Source organism: Acuticoccus yangtzensis (assembly GCF_001927245.1).
Classification (GTDB): Bacteria; Pseudomonadota; Alphaproteobacteria; order Rhizobiales; family Amorphaceae; genus Acuticoccus; species Acuticoccus yangtzensis.
Genome location: NZ_MJUX01000010.1, coordinates 1 through 18,351, shown reverse-complemented (window position 1 = coordinate 18,351; position 18,351 = coordinate 1). Strand labels below are relative to the sequence as shown.

Below are 18,351 nucleotides of genomic sequence, written 5' to 3'. Positions count from 1 at the left end.
CTCAGCTCTTGGTCTTTTCCATCGCGAGGTCGAAGATCTCGGGACCGATCGTGTCGCGATAGCTCTCGTAGATGTCCGTCACGCGCTCGCGGAAGGGGGCGAGATCGGACACGTCGTTGACCTCCATGCCGGCCTCTTTGATCTTGTCGACGATGTCCGCCTCGATGCCGGTCATCGTCTCGCGCTGGCGCGCCGCGGCCGCCTTCGCCGCGTCCATCATCACCTGGCGGTCCTCGTCGCTCATGCGGCCGATGAACTGCTTGGAGCCGATCAGCGCGATGGCGTTGTAGGTGTGCTTGGTGAGCGACAGATACTTCGTCACCTCGGGATACTTGTTGGCGTAGATCACCGGCAGCGGGATCTCCAGCCCGTCGACCGTGCCCTGCTGGACGGCGGTGAAGACGTCGCTCCACGTCATCGGCACCGGGTTGGCGCCGAGCGCGCGGAAGGTGTCGAGGAAGAGGTCGCTCGGCTGCACGCGCAGGCGGATGCCGGCGAGGTCGTCCGGCGTGTTGATCGGCCGCGTGTTGTTGATGACGTTGCGGAAACCGCCCTGGCCGAAGGTGAGGCCGGTCATGCCCTTGGAGTCGAGCGTGCCGAGGATCGCCTGGCCCACCTCGCCGTCGAGGACGGTGTTGGCGGTGTCGTAGTCGGCGTACATGAACGGCAGATCGTTCAGCTGGAAGGCCGGAGCGATGTTGCCGACATAGGTGCTGGTGAAGACGCCGACTTCCAGGGTGCCGAGCTGCAGGCCCTGGAGCATCTGCGTCTCGTCGCCGAGCTGGTGGTTGCCGTAGAACTGCACCTTGTACTTGCCGGGGGCGGCCTTCTCCAGCTCGTCGGCGAAGGTGCGCGCCATGATGGCGTAGGGATCGGTCTCGGTGTCGGACGTCGGCCAGCCGAGCTTGATCACGGTCTGGGCGTCGGCGGCGCCGGCCACCATGGTCGCCATCAGCGCGGCGGCGCCGATGGTCGCCATGCGGCGACGCAGGTTCGTGCGGTCGATAAACATTCTGATCCTCCCAGTTTATTGTGGTCGTCGCGGCGCGGTGCGAGGTCGATCTGTGACCTAGGGCACCGGGTCCGGTACGGGTTGGGGCGCGGTCTCGGGAGCGAGAACCTTGCCGGGATTCATGATCCCGCGCGGGTCGAGGGCGGCCTTGACGCGGTGCATCAGGTCGAGCGCGACGGGATCCTTGTAGCGGCGCAGATCGTCGATGCGCGCCCAGCCGATCCCCTGCTCGGCGCTGATCGAGCCGCCGGCGGCCACCACGCGGTCGTGCACCATGCGCTGCACGGCGGGGCTCATCGCCGCGACGTCGGCGCGGCTCGCTCCCTCGGGGCCCAGCACGTTGTAGTGCAGGTTGCCGTCGCCGAGATGGCCGAAGACGATCAGCCGCGCGCCGGGATAGAGCATCGCGAGGTCGGCGTCGCTCGCCGCCACGAAGGAGTCCATGCGCGAGCGCGGCAGCGAGACGTCGTGCTTGATGCAGGGCCCGGTCTCGGAGATGGCGAGGGTGATGCTTTCGCGCAGCCGCCACATCGCGGCGCGCTGCGCGTCGGATCCGGCGACGGCGGCGTCCACCACGCGGCCCTCTTCCATCGCCTCGGCGAGCGTCGCCATCAGCCTCTCGTCGTCCTCCGCCGCCCCGGCGGTCTCGACGAGGGCGAACCAGGCGACATCGTCGGCGATGTCGGTCAGCGGCAGGCGCTGCTCGGGAAAACGGGCGGCGACGAGGGCGAGCGCCGGGCCGGACATCACCTCGAAGGCCACCAAGGCATCGCCGAGCGCGGCGCGGGCGGCGGCGAGCACCGCGGAGGCGTCGGGCAGCGTGCGCAGGGCGAGGAAGGCGGTGTGCTCGGCCGCCGGCAGCGGATAGAGCTTCAGCGTCGCCGCGGTGATGATGCCGAGCGTCCCCTCCGCGCCGATATAAAGATCGCGCAGGTCGTAGCCGGTGTTGTCCTTGCGCAGACCCGCGAGGCCGTTCCAGATCGCGCCCTCGGCGGTGACGACCTCGAGCCCCAGGGTCAGCTCGCGCGCATTGCCGTAGCGCAGCACCTTGATGCCGCCGGCATTGGTGGAGAGGTTGCCGCCGATCTGGCAGCTTCCCTCGGCGCCGAGGGACAGCGGGAAGAGCCGCCCCGCCTCGCGCGCGGCGTCCTGCACCGCGGCGAGGATGCACCCCGCCTCCACGGTGATCGTGTCGTTCGCTACGTCGATCTCGCGCACGCGGTTCATGCGTTCCAGCGACACGACGAGGGCGGTGGCGCTTTCGTCGGGCGTGGCGGCTGCGACCTGACCGGTGTTGCCGCCCTGCGGGACGATGGGCACGCCCTCGGCGGCGCACAGGCGCACCAGCGCGGCGACTTCCTCGGTCGTGCCCGGACGCGCCACGGCGAGGGCTCGTCCCGTCCGCAGCTTGCGCCAGTCGGTGAGGTAGGATTGGGCGTCGTGGTCGACCAGCACATTGGCCGAACCAAGCAGCGCCGTCAGTCGGCTATGGAAGGTCATTGTTCTTGTTCGCTGCCTTGCAGACCTGATGCTGCAGGATCCGCAGACTTCGGGCAATTCAAAAATTGACGCTGATTATGAGTCGTTGACGATATATGCGCCCCTCTCCTCGCGGCCCGGCGGGCGCCCATGATGATGCCGCCGCGCCGTCGTCGGCCGCAGCGCGCGGCGCCGCCCTTCGACACCGCCTCATGGGACGGACCTTATCGCCACCATGGTCTCGGCAGGCGGGTTCCGGCCGGGACCCATGCGGAACTCTTCGTCACGAACGAGGGCGTCAACGGTCTCGCCGCGGAGGTGATGGGCTCGCCGGGGCGCGGACCAAGGCCCAGGCGGTGCGCACCGCCGTGAAGGCCGCCATCGCCTGCGCCGAGACGCGCAAGTTCGCCGGTAGCGCACCTTTCCGCAGCAGGCCGCCATGGTCTTTTCGCTCCCGCCTTCGATGCCGATGCCGGCGCCTCGGACCTCCGGACGGACCGAGGCGTCGCCGCCGGCCGGCCGAACGGCGAGTGAAAGAGGGGCTGCCGCCCCTGTCTGTTGTCGAGATGGTCGCATGAGAGCTGCGGAAGGGAGCCCGTCCCCCCGAGTGTCGCCGAGCATGTTAGGGAGCATGGGTCCCTTCCGCGTCGCTCTTGAACCCTGAACAGTTGCTTGGGACGCCCCTCCCGCACGATAGGGAGAGGATCTCCAGCATATCCCCGGCGGCAAGGCGGCGGCCGATGCGGCTGGTCGCCCGCCTCGCCGGACACCGAGGCCCGGCGCTCTATTGGCCGCTCGCCCGGTTCGGGGCGGTGATCGGCCTTCGCCCGGATACGCTCCGGCCATCACACGGCGCCGGGGGTGTCGAGGGCCGCAAAGGTGGCCGCGGCATGCCGGGGGCCGCCCTCCTCCTCGCCTGGCGGGGGGCCGGACGCGCAGGCGGGGCGGCGCGCCGCCGGCGCCGGGCGCGGGCCCCTCAGGCAGGAGGATGTGGCGCCGGCCCGCCCGACCGAACGAAAGTTCGCATGATCCGCCCGAGCGAACGGCAGCTCGCACGATCCGCCCGAGCGGACGGCAGTCCGCATGATCCGCTCGAGCGAACGACAGTTCGCACGATCCACTCGAGCGGACGGCAGTCCGCACGATGCACCCGAGCGGGGGCGCCGCGTCGGCGGGCCGTGCCTCAGGCCGCGACGGCGCGGCTCGGCGGGATGCCGAGGAGGTCGGCGAACAGGCGCGCCCGCGGGATCGCCCGAACGTGGCTCGCCATCGGCGCACCGCTTTCGGCCAGGATCATCGTGCCCGCGTCGAGCAGCTTCTCGAGGTCGATACCGGTCGTCACGCCGAGGCGCTGGAACAGGTAGACCACGTCCTCGCTCGGGATGTTGCCCGTGGCGCCGGGCGCGAAGGGGCAGCCGCCGAGACCCGCGACGGAAGTGTCGAAGGAGCGGATGCCGCCCTCCATCGCCGCCAGGACGTTGGCGATGCCGAAGCCGGCCGTGTCGTGCCCGTGGAAGCAGAAGCGCGCGCTGCCGCCGAAGGTGTCGATGCACCGCTTGGTCAGGCTCTTGACGTGGGCGGGAGTGGCCATCCCGGTGGTGTCGCTGATGGCATATTCCATGCCCTCGCGGATCGGGACGATCTTCTCGATCGTGGAGATCACCTTGTCCTCGTCGATCACGCCGTCGAAGGGACAGTGGAAGCAGGTGGCGAGGCCGACGCGGATGGTGAGCTCGCCCAGCGGGTCGATCTCCTCGAGCGTCGCCTTGAAGTCGGCGATGGAGGCCTCGGTCGGGCGGCGCACGTTGGACTGGTTGTGAGGCTCGGAGACCGACATCACGAAGATGAGGTCCTTCACCCCCGCCGCGAGCGCGCGTTGCGCCCCTTTGGAGTTGGGCACCAGGGTCATCCCGGTGACGCCCGGCATCGGCGGCAGGCCCTCAAGCACCGCCTCCATGTCCTTCATCTGCGGGATCGCCTTGGGGCTCACGAAGGAGCCGAATTCCATGCGCGTGAAGCCGGCACCGGCGAGCTGCCGGATCAGGTCGATCTTCACCGCGGTCGGAACATATTTGGCGATGTTCTGGAGTCCGTCGCGCGGCCCCACCTCGACGATTTCGACTTCGTTCTCGGTCATGGTGCTTCCTCTTCCTTGTTCTTTCTTCCAGTCTAGAGGGGGGGCTGGAAGGGAACCATTATTCGTTGGGAAGGGGCGTCCTCTCCGGTCGATAAGTCTCCGCCTCGCTGCTGAGATGGCGCAGCATCAGCCGCACCGCGGCGTTGAGGCGGCCGGAGGAGCGGATGCACAGGGACAGCGTGCGGCGCGCCCAGGCGTCCTCGAGCGGCACGCACAGCACGCGCGGATCGTCCGGCACCACACCGCCCGGCATGATCGCGAAGCCGAGGCCCGCCGCCGCCATTTCGATCGCCGAGCCGAAGGTCGTCACCTCCAGCAGCGGATCGATCGTCACCCCCTGGGCCTCGGCCGCCTTGGACAAGAGGACCTGCAGCGAGCTGCCCGTCTCCAGGCTGATGAAGGAGCGCTTCGAGAGGGCGCTGAAGGGCACCGAGGCACACGAGGCGAGCGGGTCGGAGGCCGGCAGCAGCGCGATGAGCTGATCCTCGCGCCAGGCGATCGCCGACAGTCCCGCCGGCAGCGACATGTGGCCGGCGACGACGCCGATGTCGGCGATGCCGTCCTGCATCGAGTGGAAGACGTTGGGCGTCGTCTCCTCCCGCAGGATGACGCGGATCTCCGGATAGAGGCGGGTGAAGCTCGCGATCTCGCACGGCAGGAACTGATGCATCGCCGATGAATGGGCGTGGATCCGCACCTCGCCGCGCGAGCCGCTGGCATAGGTGGAGAGGTCCGCCGCCATCTCGTTGACGCGCTCGAACAGGACGCGGGCGTGAACGGCGAGGGCCTCGCCCGCGGGCGTCGCGCTGACCCCGCGCGGGTGGCGGTAGAAGAGCTGCACGTCGAGCTCTGTCTCGAGATCGTTGATGCGCTTGCTGACGGCGGAGGAGGCGATGTGCTCCTGTTCCGCCGCCCGCGTGAGGCTTTTGAGATTGTAGACCGCCACGAAAATGCGCAGGGTCGTGAGGTCGAAGCGGCTCATCGGTGTTTCGGCTGTTGCGGCGCAGGTCGCGCCGGGCGCGCGCGGCTCGCGGCGCCGACACCGCGCCGGCGCCGGCTCTTGGCTGCACGTCGTATCGTCATACCGCGATCCTAGATCGCGGCGCCCCCGCTGGAAAGCGGCGCGCGCCCGCCGGCGGACCTCGCGCCGCCGAAGCGCTCACCCGGCCGGTCTTCGCCGATTCAGAACGCGGGTATTCCGAACGACGTCTTCTCTCTTCGTCGCCTGACGCAATAGCGTTCCGACGGGGCCGCGCACCATCCGTCGGCCCCCCGGTCAGAAGCCCGCCGCGCGGCCCAGCGTCCGCGACAGAGACGGGTCGAATTGTGGAGGACCTTATGGATGGCATCTCGCCCGGCGCAATCGGCGGGGTCGGCGAAGCGTTGGCTCGTCCGGAATGCGTGATCACCACCCTCACCGGCGATCTCTACGTCTCCTATTGTGCCGGGAACGGGGTCGGCGGCGTCAGCCATGTGGATCCCTCCGGCGCGACCCGTCACATCATTGCGAAGGACGCCCCCGAGGGGTTCCTGCCCAACGGCATCGCTTTGCTTCCCGATCGCTCCTTCCTGATCGCCAATCTCGGCCCGACCGGGGGCGTCTATCATCTCGCCGACGACGGCACGCTGACCCCGCGCCTCCTCGAGATCGACGGCATGGCGCTGCCGCCCACCAACTTCGTCGGCATCGACACGCTCGGGCGGATCTGGGTGACCGTGTCCACCCTGCAGGTCCCGCGCGAAAAGATGATGTTCAAGGGGCGCGGTGACGGTTTCGTCGCGGTGATGGAGAGCGACGGCGCGAACGCGCGCATCGTCGCCTCGGACATCGACTTCACCAACGAGGGCGTCGTCGATCCGTCCGGGCACTGGCTCTATGTCAACGAGACGATGGGCCAGCGCACCTCCCGCTTCGCCATCGCGCCGAACGGCGATCTCGGCCCCAAGGAGCTGGTCGCTCAATACGGCCCCGGCACCTTCCCCGACGGCCTCACCTTCGATGCCGAAGGCGGGCTGTGGATCGTCTCGGTGTGCTCCAACCGCGTGGTGCGCACCCATGCGGACGGGCGCCAGGAGATCCTGGTGGAGGACTGCGACCCTGACGTTCTGGCGGACTGCATCGCCCGGTTCGACGCGGGCGAGTGCGCGCGTCCTCTGGTCGACAGCGGCGGCAAGCGATCCCTCGGCAACCTCGCCAGCATCGCCTTCGGCGGGCCGGATCTGTCGACGATCTATCTCGGCACCCTCTTCTGCGAGAAGATCCTCCACATGCCGGCTCCGGTGAAGGGGGCCGAACCGGTTCATTGGCGCTTCTAGTCGCGCCGTTCGATGCATCCGGCGCGTCCAGCGCCGTACGGTGCTGCACCCAACGCCGCCGCCAGTAAGATCGACATGAAAGCGAGGCCCCGCGCCGGGCCCGCGCCGTGCCATTCCTCCCGGCTCGCAGGGAGGTTCGGCCGCCTCCAGCGCGAGGCGGCCCCATCGCACCGGCACCCGCCGGGCTCATAATAACGGGAGGACCATCCATGATGAAGAAGACCCTACTCGCCACCCTCGCCGCGGCCGGCCTCGCCGCGGTGAGCGCGATGCCCGCCGCCGCGCAGGACATGACCCTGCGCATGGGCACCTTCGCCACCGCCACGAGCCCCTGGGGCCAGGCCATGCACGCCTTCGCCGACATCGTGAAGGAGAAGACCGACGGCCGGATCGAGATCGCCGTCTACACCGACGGCCAGATCGGCGGCATGCAGCAGCTCCTCACCGGCATGCAGCTCGGCACCATCGACATGGCCTATTTCGACGTGACCGTCGCCTCCTTCATGAAGGGCGCCGAAGAGATGAAGGTCGCGATCGTGCCTTACCTCTTCGACAGCAAGGCGAGTGCGGCGAAGGTGCTGAACTCGGATCTCTTCCAGAAGATCTATTCCGACATCGCCGAGCGCACGGGCGTGCGCATCTTCAGCACCTATGGCGACCGTTCGCCCCGCGCGATCCAGACCACCAAGGGCCCGATCGAGAAGCCGGAGGACCTGAAGGGCCTGCGCATGCGCGTCGCGGGCATCGACATCTACGAGTCGACCTTCGAGACGCTGGGCACCCAGATCACCCCGCTCGGCATGACCGAGATCTACAACGCCCTGTCCCGCGGCATCGTCGACGGCCAGGACAACGGCTTCGAGCTCGCCATTCCGCCGAAGTTCCACGAGGTCGCCAAATATTGGTCCGCCACGGACCACGTCTACGGCGTCACCGGCTGGTTCATCTCCGAGCAGGTCTGGAACCGTCTGTCCGACGCCGACAAGGAGATCTTCCGCGAGGCCGGCAAAGAGGCCGGACAGGTCTCGACCGACGCCACCAACGCCCTCGACGCCGAGGCGCGCAGCATCCTCGAAGAGGCCGGCGTGACCTACACCGAGCCCGACCGCGAGGCGTTCCGCGAGGCCCTGAAGGACGTGTACAAGGAGTATGAGGGCAAGGTCTGGCCCGAGGGCCTGGTCGCGCAGATCCGCGCCCTTCAGCACCAAGACTGAGCGGACAGGGGCCCTCCCGATATGCTCGGCATTCTCGCGCGGATCGAGGCGGGCCTCGCCTTCATCCTCAAGGTCGCGGCGATGATCGTCATGGTCATCGTCGCGATCTTCACCCTCGGCTCGGCGTCCGACCGCTACATCTACGACACCGCCTTCAACGCCTATGACCAGATCGCGCAGCTCGCGCTCGTCTGGGTGACCTTCCTCGGCCTGGTGCTCGCCTTGAGGGCGCGCACCAACATCCGCGTCGACCTCATCGACGGGATGCTGCCCGCCCGCCTCCTCGCCGCCCGCGACGTCGTCAGCGACGTCGCGGCGATCGCCATCTTCGGCGTCATCCAGTGGAAGGTGTGGCGCCTGGTCGAGGTCGGCTCCGGACAGGTGATCATGGGAACGCCCTTCTCCTCGGACGTCACTTTTCTGGCTCTCGCCGTCAGTTCGGCGGCGGCGATCATCATCCTGGCGGTGCGGCTCGTCCTGCGCTTTTCGGGCCGGGACGCCCCCCGTGTCGTCGACGGCACCGGGCCGGAGGATCAGGCATGCTGACCATCATCTTCCTCGTCTTCCTCGGCGCCGTCCTCGTCGGATTCGACGTGGGGCTGTCGATGGTGGCCGCGGCCATCGTCGGCATGATCGTGCATCCGAGCTATCCGGTCGACCTCATCATGGTGCCGCTCACCATGTCGAACGCGGTCAACGATTCCACCCTGGTGACGATCCCGCTCTTCGTGCTGGCGGCGGAGATCATGAACCATGGCGGGCTGACGCGGCGCCTGGTGGACTGGGCGCTGTCGGTGATCGGCCACGTCAAGGGCGGCCTCAGCCAGGTCTCGATCACCTCCAACCTCATCATGGCCGGCGTATCCGGCTCGGCCGTGGCCGATGCCGCGGCGACCGGCGGGCTCTTGATCCCGGCGATGAAGAAGGAGGGCTATCCGGAGGGCTATGCCGGCGCGGTCGTCGCCGCGGGCGCCATGCTGGGGCCGATCATCCCGCCTTCGGTGCCGATGATCATCTATGCGGTGATCGCCAATGTCTCGGTGCTGAAGCTGTTCATGGCGGGCATCGTGCCGGGCGTTCTTCTGGCGGCCGGATACATGGTGATCTGCTGGCTGATCGCGCGGACGAAGAACTATCCCTCGCGACCGCGCCAGACGCTGCGGGCGATCCTCGCCACCACACAATATTCGCTGTTCGCGCTCGGGATGCCCGTCATCATCGTGCTCGGCATGCGCTTCGGCTACGTGACCGACATCGAGGCCTCCGCGGCGGCCGCGCTCTATGCGCTGCTGGTGTCGGTGTTCGTCTACCGCGCCATCGGCCTGAAGGCGCTGGGGCGGGTGATCTTCCTCGCCACGCGCTCGGCGGCGGCGGTGCTCTTCCTGCTCGCGGCCGCGGGACCGTTCGGCTGGCTCCTCGCCGAGGCGAAGATCAACGACGCCATCGCGAACGGGATCCTGTCGGTCACCTCCGACCCGCTCGTGGGGCTCATTCTCATCAACCTGATCCTGCTGGCGATCGGCTGCTTCCTGGAGCCGCTGCCGGCGCTGGTGATCTTCATCCCCTCGCTGCTGCCGGTCGGCGTGGCGCTGGGCATCGATCCGGTCCACCTCGGGCTCGTGATGGTCATGAACCTCATGATCGGCATGCTGACGCCGCCGGTGGGTCTGCTTCTCTTCGTGGTGGCGGGCATCGGCCAGATCCCGCTGGTGCGCGTCATCCGGGCGGTCTGGCCCTTCCTTCTATGGTCGCTCGTCGTTCTCGGCATCGCGACCGTCTTCCCGGCCGTCATCCTGTGGCTGCCGGGCCAAGTCTGATCATTGGAGCAATTCATGTCGCAAGGTCCGCTCGCCGGCATCCGCGTCGTCGACCTCACCCGCGTGCTCGCCGGTCCGTTCTCCACCATGCTCCTCGCCGACCTCGGTGCGGAGGTCATCAAGGTGGAGACCCCGGCCGGGGACCAGATCCGCGGCCAGGGCGGCATGCGTGACGGCTTCTCCTGGTACTTCGCCGGCTTCAACCGCAACAAGCGCTCGGTGAAGCTCAACATGCGCACCGCGGAAGGCATGGCGGTCGTCAAGGAGCTCGTCGCGACGGCGGACGTTCTGGTGGAGAATTTCCGCCCCGGCGTGCTGGCCAAGATGGGTCTCACCGACGAGGTGCTGAAGGCGCTGAAGCCGGACCTCGTGGTCTGCTCGATCTCCGGCTACGGCCAGACAGGGCCCTACAAGGACCGCCCGTCCTTCGACTTCATCGCCCAGGCGATGAGCGGCTTCATGAGCTCCACGGGCTATCCGGACCGTGAGCCTCTGCGGGCCGGCCTGCCGATCTCCGACCTCGTCGCGGGCCTCTACGGGGCGCTTGCGGTGGCGGCGACGCTGCGGCGGCGGGAGGTGACCGGGAAGGGCGAGCGCATCGACGTCGCGCTGGTCGATTCCATCCTCTCCTTCTCGTCCTATTTCGCGGCGAACTACCTCGCCACCGGCAACGAGATGGGCCGCAACGGGAACGATCATCCGGTGGTGGCGCCCTACGGCGTCTTCCGCGCCCGCGATGGTGACGTCGCCATCGCGCCCAGCAACGACCAGATCTACGACCGCCTGATCGACGCGCTGGAGCTGCGCGAGGCTCTCGCCGGCCCCGACTTCGCGACCAATGCGGCGCGGATGAAGAACCGCCCGCAGGTCAACGCGATCATCGACGCCAAGATCGGCACGAACACGCGCGACCACTGGGTCGACGTGCTCAACGCGGCGGGCGTTCCGTGCGGGCGGGTGCTCACCTATCCCGAGGTGTTCGAGGACCCGCAGACCAAGGCGCGCGAGATGCTCTGCGAGGTGGAGCATCCGGGCCGCGGTCCGGTGCGCATGCTGGGCTTCCCGATGAAGCTCACCGAGGCGCCGTGCGAGATGCGCGCCCCGGCCCCCGAACTCGGCGCCGACACCGACACCGTCTTGGCGGCGCTGGGCTACGACCCGGAGCGGATCGCGTCCCTGCGCGAAAGCGGTGTGATCTGAAGCAGGGCGGGGCGGGATGGGCCGGGGCGCGGCCTGAACTCCAGCCACCTGGAGCGACGTCGAGCGCGGCGACCGACGACGTGATGCCCGGACGGACTTCGCCCTGCATCACGCGGCGTCCGGTGGCCCAGCGCCGTCCCGCCGGCGCCGACCCGCTGCCGGGCGTCGATGTGCGTGCGCCGCTCGGCGCTGCCCGGCCTGATCGACAGGACCGGTTGCTCGCGATCGAGCGCCTCTTCTCGTCCGCGTCCAGGACCAGCGCCCGGTCCGGCGGCGATCGGTACAGTCCGACGATATCGCACACCTTGACGACGAACTGCGGGTCGGTCGGGCCGCCTTCGCCGGTTGCGGCTGCGTTCGCACTGCAGCCGAATCCGGCGGACCGTGGTGTGCACGACAGGCCGATTTCCTTCACCACCGCGGATGGACCAGTGCGTCGCGTCACGCGGCGTCCGGCTCAGCGTCCGCTCGATCCCCTCGGCGAAACGGTCGTCTTCGATGCTGCGTGTCCGACCGGAACGCCGCGGCTCGTCGATCTGCGGCGAGCCGTTCGTTCCGCATCGTCGCCAGAAACGCCTCGGCTTCTGCCTTCACCGCCTGCCCGCTGGGGAGACCCAACTGCGCTGTTGCGCAGTTTGGGCATCTGAGAGGCTGAAGTCGGCAACAGCCGACTTCAGAGGGAGCGCGAAGGTGGAACTCCCTCGCAACGGCGGTCCCATCGGCACAGCGCCTTGGGTGAGCCGCCGGCCGCGCCGCTACTCCACCGGCGTGGCGTGGATCCCGGGGCCGCGGCGGCCGACACGGTCGGCGGTCGCCCAGTCGGGCCAGAGGCCGGCGGCTTCGATGCTCATGACGACGGCGACGAGGATGGCGACGCCGACCAGGGCCAGCATCATCTGGCGCGAGGGGCGGCGCCGGGCCCACATGACCATTCTGAACCACCACAGATCCATGAGGCGCCTCCCGCGTCGGGATGAGGCCGGGCCAGAGCCCGGCATGTTGGACAGCGCGGGGCCGGAGCCTGGCGTGTCGGACAGCGCGGGGCCGAAGCCCGGCGCGTCGGTAAAGGCGGACCGGGCGAAACCGGTCCGGTCACATCAGGTCCGGTCACATCAGGTCCGGGGAGACCCTCAGGCGGCGGCCTTCGCCTCGCGGCGGAAGCGGTGCAACAGGGGCTCGGTGTAGCCGGACGGCTGGGCGGCGCCTTCCATGATCAGCGCGCGGGTGGCGCGGAAGGCGTAACCGTCGAAGCCGGGGGCCATCGGCTTGTAGGCCGGGTCGCCGGCATTCTGGGCGTCCACCTTCTCGGCCATGCGCTTCAGCGAGGCGTCGATCTCGGCCTCGGTGATAAGGCCGTGCATCAGCCAGTTGGCGAGGAGCTGGGCGGAGATGCGCAGGGTCGCGCGGTCTTCCATCAGGCCGACATCGTTGATGTCGGGCACCTTGGAGCAGCCGATGCCCTGGTCGACCCAGCGCACGACATAACCGAGCATGGATTGGCAGGAATCGTCCAGCGCGCGGGCGACGGTCTCGGGATCGAGGTTGCGTCCGGCGAGAAGCGGCGGCGTCAGCAGCGTCTCCTTGGCGCCCTTCGCGCGGCCCTTCAGCTCGGCCTGGCGGGCGGCGACGTCGACGGCGTGGTAGTGCGTCGCGTGGAGGGTGGCGGCGGTCGGGGAGGGCACCCAGGCGGTGTTGGCGCCGGCGCTCGGGTGGCCGATCTTGGCGTCCAGCATCTCGGCCATCTTGTCGGGCTTGGCCCACATGCCCTTGCCGATCTGGCCGTGCCCCGGCAGCCCGGCGGCAAGGCCCGCGTCGACGTTCATGTCCTCGTAGACGGCGAGCCAGGCGGCGGACTTCATCTCGTCCTTCGGCACCACGGGGCCGGCCTTCATGGCGGTGTGGATCTCGTCGCCGGTGCGGTCGAGGAAGCCGGTATTGATGAAGACGAGCCGCTCCTTCACCGCCTCCATGCAGGCGAGGAGGTTGGCGGAGGTGCGCCGCTCCTCGTCCATCACGCCGAGCTTCACGGTGTTCTTCGGCAGGCCGAGGATGGTCTCGACGCGGCCATAGAGCTCGCCGGCGAAGGCGACCTCGTCGGGGCCGTGCATCTTCGGCTTCACCACGTAGACCGAGCCGGCGCGCGAGTTGGTGATCTTGTCGAGATCGGTGCGCTTCTTCGGCTTCACGTCCCGCTTCTTCAGGTCGTGCATGGCCGCGGCGACGGTGACGATGGCGTCGAGCATGCCTTCGGGCGTTTCCTCGCCGTTCAGCATCACCGCATCGGTGGTCATGAGGTGGCCGACATTGCGCACCAGGAGAAGCGAGCGGCCGGGCAGGGTGACGACTTCGCCGGTGGGCGCCTCGACTTCGAGGTCCGGGTTGAGACGGCGGGTCATCGTCTCGCCGCCCTTCTGGAAGGTCTCGGCGAGGTCGCCCTTCATGAGGCCGAGCCAGTTGCGATAGACGAGGACCTTGTCCTCCGCGTCGACGGCGGCGACGGAATCCTCGCAGTCCTGGATCGCGGTCATCGCCGATTCCAGGACGACGTCGGCGAGGCCGGCGGGATGGGCGGCGCCGACCTCGGTGGAGGCGTCGATGACGAGGATGACGTGAAGCCCGTTGTGCTTCAGCACATAGCGGACCGTCTCGCCCTTTCGGATCTGGCCGACATAGGTGACGGTGTCGGCGAAGGGCATCGGCGTGCCGCCGACATCGGCGAGGAGCTCGCGCCGGTCGGGACGGTAGGCGGTGACCTCCTTGTGGGAGCCTGCGGCGAGCGGCAGGTGGGCGTCGAGGAAGTCGGCGGCCCAGGCGACGACCTTCTCGCCGCGCTCGGCATCGTAGCGCGAGCCTGCGGCGGCGCCGGGGATGGCGTCGGTGCCGTAGAGGGCGTCATAGAGGCTGCCCCAGCGCGCGTTGGCGGCGTTGAGGGCGAAGCGGGCGTTCATCACCGGCACGACGAGCTGCGGCCCGGCGATCGAGGCGATCTCGGGATCAACGTTCTTCGTGGTGACCTCGAAGGGGGCGGGCTCGTCCTTCAGGTAGCCGATCTCCTTGAGGAAGGCGACTTCGGCGGCGACGTCGTAGGGCTGGCCCTTCTGGGCCTCGTTGAAGCGGTCGATCTCGGCCTGCAGGCGGTCGCGCTCGGCAAGCAGAGCGCGGTTCTTCGGCATCAGGTCGGCGAGGAGCGCGGCATAGCCGGACCAGAAGGCATCGGCTGAGACACCCGTCAGCACCTCGTCCTCGATGAGCCGGGCCAGAGGCTCGGCAACGGTCAATCCGTGGCGCTGGACGGTTTCGCTCATCCTCGTCTCCCAAGTCTTTTGCAGGGTGCGCGCCCTGGAAGGCGCACTGATTGTTCAGGGGCTTTTAGAATAGAACAGTCTCAACGCGAAGCACGGGGTCGAGGGAGAGAGGCCCGCGGCGCAAATTGCCATCCAAGATTGTGAAGGGTGGCGGCGAAGCCCCCCTTGTGGGCGCGGTCACCGGCCCTTAAGGGGCCTTGTGGGAGAAGATCCGGCGGCGGGGCGGAGACAGGTTTGAGCGTTCTGAAGGCTGGAACTCACCTTGCCGTCCTCGGTCCGCCGGGTGCCGTGGCCGATGCGGGGGCGCTGTCCACGGAGGCGCTCCTGGCCCGCGTCGGCGCCAATTCCGGCAACCTGATGTTTCAACGCGCCGCACCGCGACTTTTTGCCGAAGAGACGGTGCATGTGGCCACGCTCGCCGGGGCGGACGCCGAACGGGTGCTGGCGGGGGCGCGCGCCCTCGTTCTGCCGGTCGCCAATCACCTGCGCCTGGGGACGGACTGGGACGGCTTCGCGAGCGCGCTGGAGCGTGTCGACGTGCCGCTGATCGTGCTCGGCCTCGGCAGCCAGGCGCCGGGCAAGGACGGCGAGGAGGCGACCATCGCGGCGCTGAAGGCGGACCGCTCGGTGACGCGCCTCGCCGGGGTGCTGGCGGACAAGGCGGCGCTGGTGAGCGTGCGCGGGCCGTTCTCGCAACGGGTGTGCGAGGCGCTGGGGCTGGCGGGCACGGTGGCGCTCGGTTGCCCGTCCCTGTTCCTCAATCCGCGGCCGGACCTCGGCCGGGCGATCGCCTGGCGGCTCGGGAAGGCCCGCGATAAGGGTGCGCCCGATAAGGGTGCACGCGATAAGGCCGGGGCGCGTTTCGCGCTGGCCGCCGCGGCGCCCTTCGAGATCCAATCCGACCCCGCCAAGCTGGAGGCCGAGCGGGTGCTGTTCGCCGAGATGGCCGCCTGCAACGGGCTTTACGTGCAGCAATCGGGCGGGACGGTGGCCGTCTCCATGGCCAAGGGCGATTTCGCCGCGGTGCCGCTGTCGGCGGCCTTGTCGCTGCGGCGCATCCTGGCGCCGGCGATGGGTCTGGACGATTTCGCGGCTCTGATGCGCGAGCGCGGCCGCCTCTTCAGCGATGCGGCGGCGTGGATCGACGCGGTGAAGCCCTTCGACGCGGTGATCGGCACGCGCCTGCACGGCAACATGGCGGCGATCGCGGGGGCGATCCCCGGTATCGTCGTCACCCACGATTCGCGCACCGGCGAGTTGGTCGAGCGGATGGCGCTGCCGTCGCTGACCCTCGGCGACGTTACGGCGGCCGCGGCGGGGGAGGCGGGGGCGCGTGCGACGATGCTGGAACGCGCCCGTTTCGACGCGGCCCGTTTCGACGCCAATCGGGCCGAGATCGCGGCGGGCTACCGGGACGCCTTCGCCGGGCTGGGGCTGCGGCTGGCGGACGAGATCGCGGCGCTGGCCGCATGAGGATGCGGCGCCATGCGGCCTCCGGTTCGCCCTACGGCGTTGACCTGACGGGCAGGCTGTGCCGATTGAACGCCGGATTCACGGAGGGCTCTTCATGACAAGGGAGACCTCTTCATGACCGAGGACAGGGGGCGGAGATGAGTGAGCCGGTGGCGATCCTGGGGACGCCGGGCTATGTGCGCGACCCGTCCCGGTTCGACATGCCGGAGCTTCTGGCCGTGCTGGGGGCCAATTCCGGGAACCTCATGTTCCAATTCGCGGCGTCTCGGCTGCTCGCCGCGCCGCAACGCCACATCGGCCGGTCCGAGATCCCCTATACGGATCCCAAAGCGCTGGCCGGGGTGAACTATGTCGTCGTGCCGGCGGCCAATCACCTGCGCCTGGGGGCGGATTGGACCGGCTTCTCGAACTTTTTGGAGCGCGCCAAGCGGCCTTTGGTGGTGCTCGGCCTCGGCGCCCAGTCGCCCAAGCTCGGCGGGGAGAGGGCGACCATCGCCGCCTTGAAGGCGGATCCGCAGGTGTCGCGGCTCGCCGGCGTCATCCGCGACCGTGCCGCCCTCGTCACCGTGCGCGGGCGGTTCTCGCAGATCGTTTGCGCCGAGTTCGGCATCGACGATGTGGAGGTGCTGGGCTGCCCTTCGGCCTTGCTCAACCCCGACCCGGCGGCCGGGGCGGCGATGGAGGCGCGTCTCACCGCCATCAAGGAAAGCCCCGAGATCCCGCTCTTCGGGCTGACGGCGGCGGCGCCGTTCGAGATCGCCCGCGAGGCGCACAAGAAGGCGCTGGAGCAGCGTCTCCTCGCCTGGCTGCGAGAGCGGGGCGGGCTTTATATTCAGCAGTCCGGCGGGCCTGAGACGATCCATGCGGCCGGGCGGCGCTGGGAGAACGTGGCGGCCGGGCCGCGCGCGATCATCCGTTCCGTGCTGGCCCCCGAGGGGGAAGGCGGCGGCCGGTCCGGCGAGACATCCGAGGGCAGGACGTCTGGGGGCGGGACGTCTGTAGGCGAAACGTCCGGGGGCGGGACGTCGGAGGAGGGCGAGGCCGCCTTCTGGAGCTTCATGGCCCGGCGCGGGCGGTTCTACACCTCCGCGCCCGAGTGGATCCGCGAGATGGGGCAGCTTTCCCTCGTCATCGGCACGCGCTTGCACGGCAACATGGCGGCGATCGCGGCGGGGACGCCGGGGGTGGTGATCGCCCACGATTCGCGCACAGGCGAGTTGGCGGAGACGATGCACCTGCCGTCGCTGTCGATGGAGGCGGTGATGGCCGCCCCCGCCATCGGCGCGGCGCTGGGGGAGATCCGCTTCGACGGCGCGGCCTTCGACGCCTGGCGCCAGCGTACCGCCGCCACCTTGAAGGCGCGGCTGGGTGCGCTCGGCATCGGCGTATCCGACCATCTGGAGCAGCTCAGCGCGGGCGCTGCGGCGGATCTGGCGTGTTGAGGGGTGTGGGCGGCGGGGGCTGACGTGCGATTTTCCGGCCGCTCGCCGCATCGTCGGGGAGTGGCGGGCCGACTACAACCACGACCGCCCGTACACCAGCCTGGGCGGTCTCACCCCGAACGGGTTTGCAACCCGGTCTGGGCAGACCATAGTACGAACAGAGTCCGGCTAAGAGCGGGGACACTTCGGGGGCAACGTCAGGTCGGCCCGCTCGTCGGCTCGACGATTTCATGCCCTGGCACCCGCGCCCGGCGTAGACGGTTGCGGCTGACAGCTCGCCTTCCCGCAGGGGCGGCCTTCGGGTGATCGCGTGTGGTGGGTGTTGGGGTGCGGACACGACGACGCCCCCGTCGCGGTTAGGCGATCGGGGGCGTCGTGTGTGTGGGGGTGTGAAGAGAAGGGTGCAACAATCTTGGCAGGCCTGGCGGCGACCTACTCTCCCGTGGCTTAAGCCAGAGTACCATCGGCGCTGAGGGGTTTAACGGCCGAGTTCGGAATGGGATCGGGTGGAGGCCCCTCGCAAAGGCCACCAGGCCGGCGAAGATTGTTGTGTTCGTGAAACTGGATTTTTTTTCGTGCGCATCGGCCTTCGGGCTCGATGAGCGCGTTTCACGGGGCGATCGCGTTCCGCGCTGCTTAAGCGCGGAGGGTGCGATGGGAACCCGTGTTCGCCTGTGTCCGGCGAACCGGACCGCACGTCTTTCCTGTCTTATGGTGTGCCAGAGGCACATGTGTTGGGGTGCTTTGTGTGCAGCGCCACTTGCAGCCCGAAGGCCTTCGAAGTGTCGCTTGCGACCAACAAAGAACATTAGCTAGGTCCATCCGGCTCTGCCGGATGGGCACAGGTAATGAGAGTGATCAAGCCGATCGAGCGATTAGTATCGGTAAGCTACGCATGTCGCCACGCTTCCACATCCGACCTATCAACGTTGTCGTCTACAACGGCTCTCAAGGGA

The 18,351-nt window shown here is 68.8% G+C and carries 13 protein-coding genes, 2 rRNA genes and 1 pseudogene; 8 read left to right on the top strand and 8 right to left on the bottom strand.

Features of this window, described 5'->3' with window-relative positions:
- Position 1 precedes the first annotated feature (1 nt).
- The 4 genes from BIX52_RS19510 to BIX52_RS19495 all read right to left on the bottom strand — a co-directional run bounded on the left by BIX52_RS19510 (position 2) and on the right by BIX52_RS19495 (position 5,610).
- Positions 2 to 1,012, bottom strand: coding sequence for a TRAP transporter substrate-binding protein (locus BIX52_RS19510; RefSeq protein ID WP_108676630.1), 1,011 nt, complete (start codon positions 1,010 to 1,012; stop codon positions 2 to 4).
- A gap of 57 nt (positions 1,013 to 1,069) precedes the next feature.
- The gene (locus BIX52_RS19505) at positions 1,070 to 2,512 is read right to left on the bottom strand and encodes an FAD-binding oxidoreductase (RefSeq protein ID WP_075222792.1); all 1,443 of its coding nucleotides are present in this window, start codon (positions 2,510 to 2,512) and stop codon (positions 1,070 to 1,072) included.
- A 1,162-nt stretch (positions 2,513 to 3,674) separates the two neighbouring features.
- Positions 3,675 to 4,628 carry a hydroxymethylglutaryl-CoA lyase gene (locus BIX52_RS19500; protein ID WP_075222791.1) on the bottom strand — a complete coding sequence of 318 codons (954 nt, stop codon included), beginning with the start codon at positions 4,626 to 4,628 and terminating at the stop codon, positions 3,675 to 3,677.
- A 58-nt stretch (positions 4,629 to 4,686) separates the two neighbouring features.
- Positions 4,687 to 5,610 (bottom strand): LysR family transcriptional regulator, encoded by a 924-nt coding sequence (locus BIX52_RS19495; RefSeq protein WP_075222790.1) that lies wholly within the window; start codon positions 5,608 to 5,610, stop codon positions 4,687 to 4,689.
- Between the two features lie 356 nt (positions 5,611 to 5,966).
- Here BIX52_RS19495 and BIX52_RS19490 point away from each other — a divergent pair, with 356 nt between their 5' ends.
- The 5 genes from BIX52_RS19490 to BIX52_RS19470 all read left to right on the top strand — a co-directional run bounded on the left by BIX52_RS19490 (position 5,967) and on the right by BIX52_RS19470 (position 11,175).
- Positions 5,967 to 6,944 (top strand): SMP-30/gluconolactonase/LRE family protein, encoded by a 978-nt coding sequence (locus BIX52_RS19490; RefSeq protein ID WP_075222789.1) that lies wholly within the window; start codon positions 5,967 to 5,969, stop codon positions 6,942 to 6,944.
- Positions 6,945 to 7,153: 209 nt separating this feature from the next.
- Positions 7,154 to 8,158: a TRAP transporter substrate-binding protein gene (locus tag BIX52_RS19485; RefSeq protein WP_075222788.1), complete on the top strand. Its 1,005-nt coding sequence runs from the start codon at positions 7,154 to 7,156 to the stop codon at positions 8,156 to 8,158.
- A 21-nt stretch (positions 8,159 to 8,179) separates the two neighbouring features.
- Positions 8,180 to 8,704 (top strand): TRAP transporter small permease, encoded by a 525-nt coding sequence (locus BIX52_RS19480; protein ID WP_075222787.1) that lies wholly within the window; start codon positions 8,180 to 8,182, stop codon positions 8,702 to 8,704.
- Positions 8,698 to 9,975: a TRAP transporter large permease gene (locus tag BIX52_RS19475; protein WP_075222786.1), complete on the top strand. Its 1,278-nt coding sequence runs from the start codon at positions 8,698 to 8,700 to the stop codon at positions 9,973 to 9,975. The genes BIX52_RS19480 and BIX52_RS19475 overlap by 7 nt, the downstream gene beginning before the upstream one ends.
- Before the next feature lie 15 nt (positions 9,976 to 9,990).
- The gene (locus BIX52_RS19470; RefSeq protein WP_075222785.1) at positions 9,991 to 11,175 is read left to right on the top strand and encodes a CaiB/BaiF CoA transferase family protein; all 1,185 of its coding nucleotides are present in this window, start codon (positions 9,991 to 9,993) and stop codon (positions 11,173 to 11,175) included.
- A gap of 755 nt (positions 11,176 to 11,930) precedes the next feature.
- Here the strand turns inward: BIX52_RS19470 and BIX52_RS23015 are convergent.
- A complete protein-coding gene (locus BIX52_RS23015; protein ID WP_075222784.1) occupies positions 11,931 to 12,128 on the bottom strand; it encodes a hypothetical protein in 198 nt (65 codons plus the stop codon).
- A gap of 177 nt (positions 12,129 to 12,305) precedes the next feature.
- Complete coding sequence (locus tag BIX52_RS19460; protein WP_075222783.1) at positions 12,306 to 14,480, bottom strand: malate synthase G; 2,175 nt, start codon at positions 14,478 to 14,480, stop codon at positions 12,306 to 12,308.
- Between the two features lie 234 nt (positions 14,481 to 14,714).
- Here BIX52_RS19460 and BIX52_RS19455 point away from each other — a divergent pair, with 234 nt between their 5' ends.
- The 3 genes and pseudogenes from BIX52_RS19455 to BIX52_RS19445 form a co-directional block, all read left to right on the top strand.
- Positions 14,715 to 15,953 (top strand): polysaccharide pyruvyl transferase family protein, encoded by a 1,239-nt coding sequence (locus BIX52_RS19455; RefSeq protein WP_139312819.1) that lies wholly within the window; start codon positions 14,715 to 14,717, stop codon positions 15,951 to 15,953.
- Between the two features lie 137 nt (positions 15,954 to 16,090).
- Complete coding sequence (locus BIX52_RS19450) at positions 16,091 to 17,395, top strand: polysaccharide pyruvyl transferase family protein (protein ID WP_083660551.1); 1,305 nt, start codon at positions 16,091 to 16,093, stop codon at positions 17,393 to 17,395.
- A 28-nt stretch (positions 17,396 to 17,423) separates the two neighbouring features.
- Positions 17,424 to 17,567 (top strand): annotated as a pseudogene (locus BIX52_RS19445) (integrase core domain-containing protein); the annotation flags it as partial.
- A 247-nt stretch (positions 17,568 to 17,814) separates the two neighbouring features.
- On the opposite strand, the gene rrf reads toward BIX52_RS19445, so the two are convergent.
- Together rrf and BIX52_RS19435 are read right to left on the bottom strand one after the other, a co-directional pair.
- Positions 17,815 to 17,929 (bottom strand): 5S ribosomal RNA (gene rrf / locus BIX52_RS19440).
- A 320-nt stretch (positions 17,930 to 18,249) separates the two neighbouring features.
- A 23S ribosomal RNA gene (locus BIX52_RS19435) occupies positions 18,250 to 18,351 on the bottom strand; the annotation flags it as partial.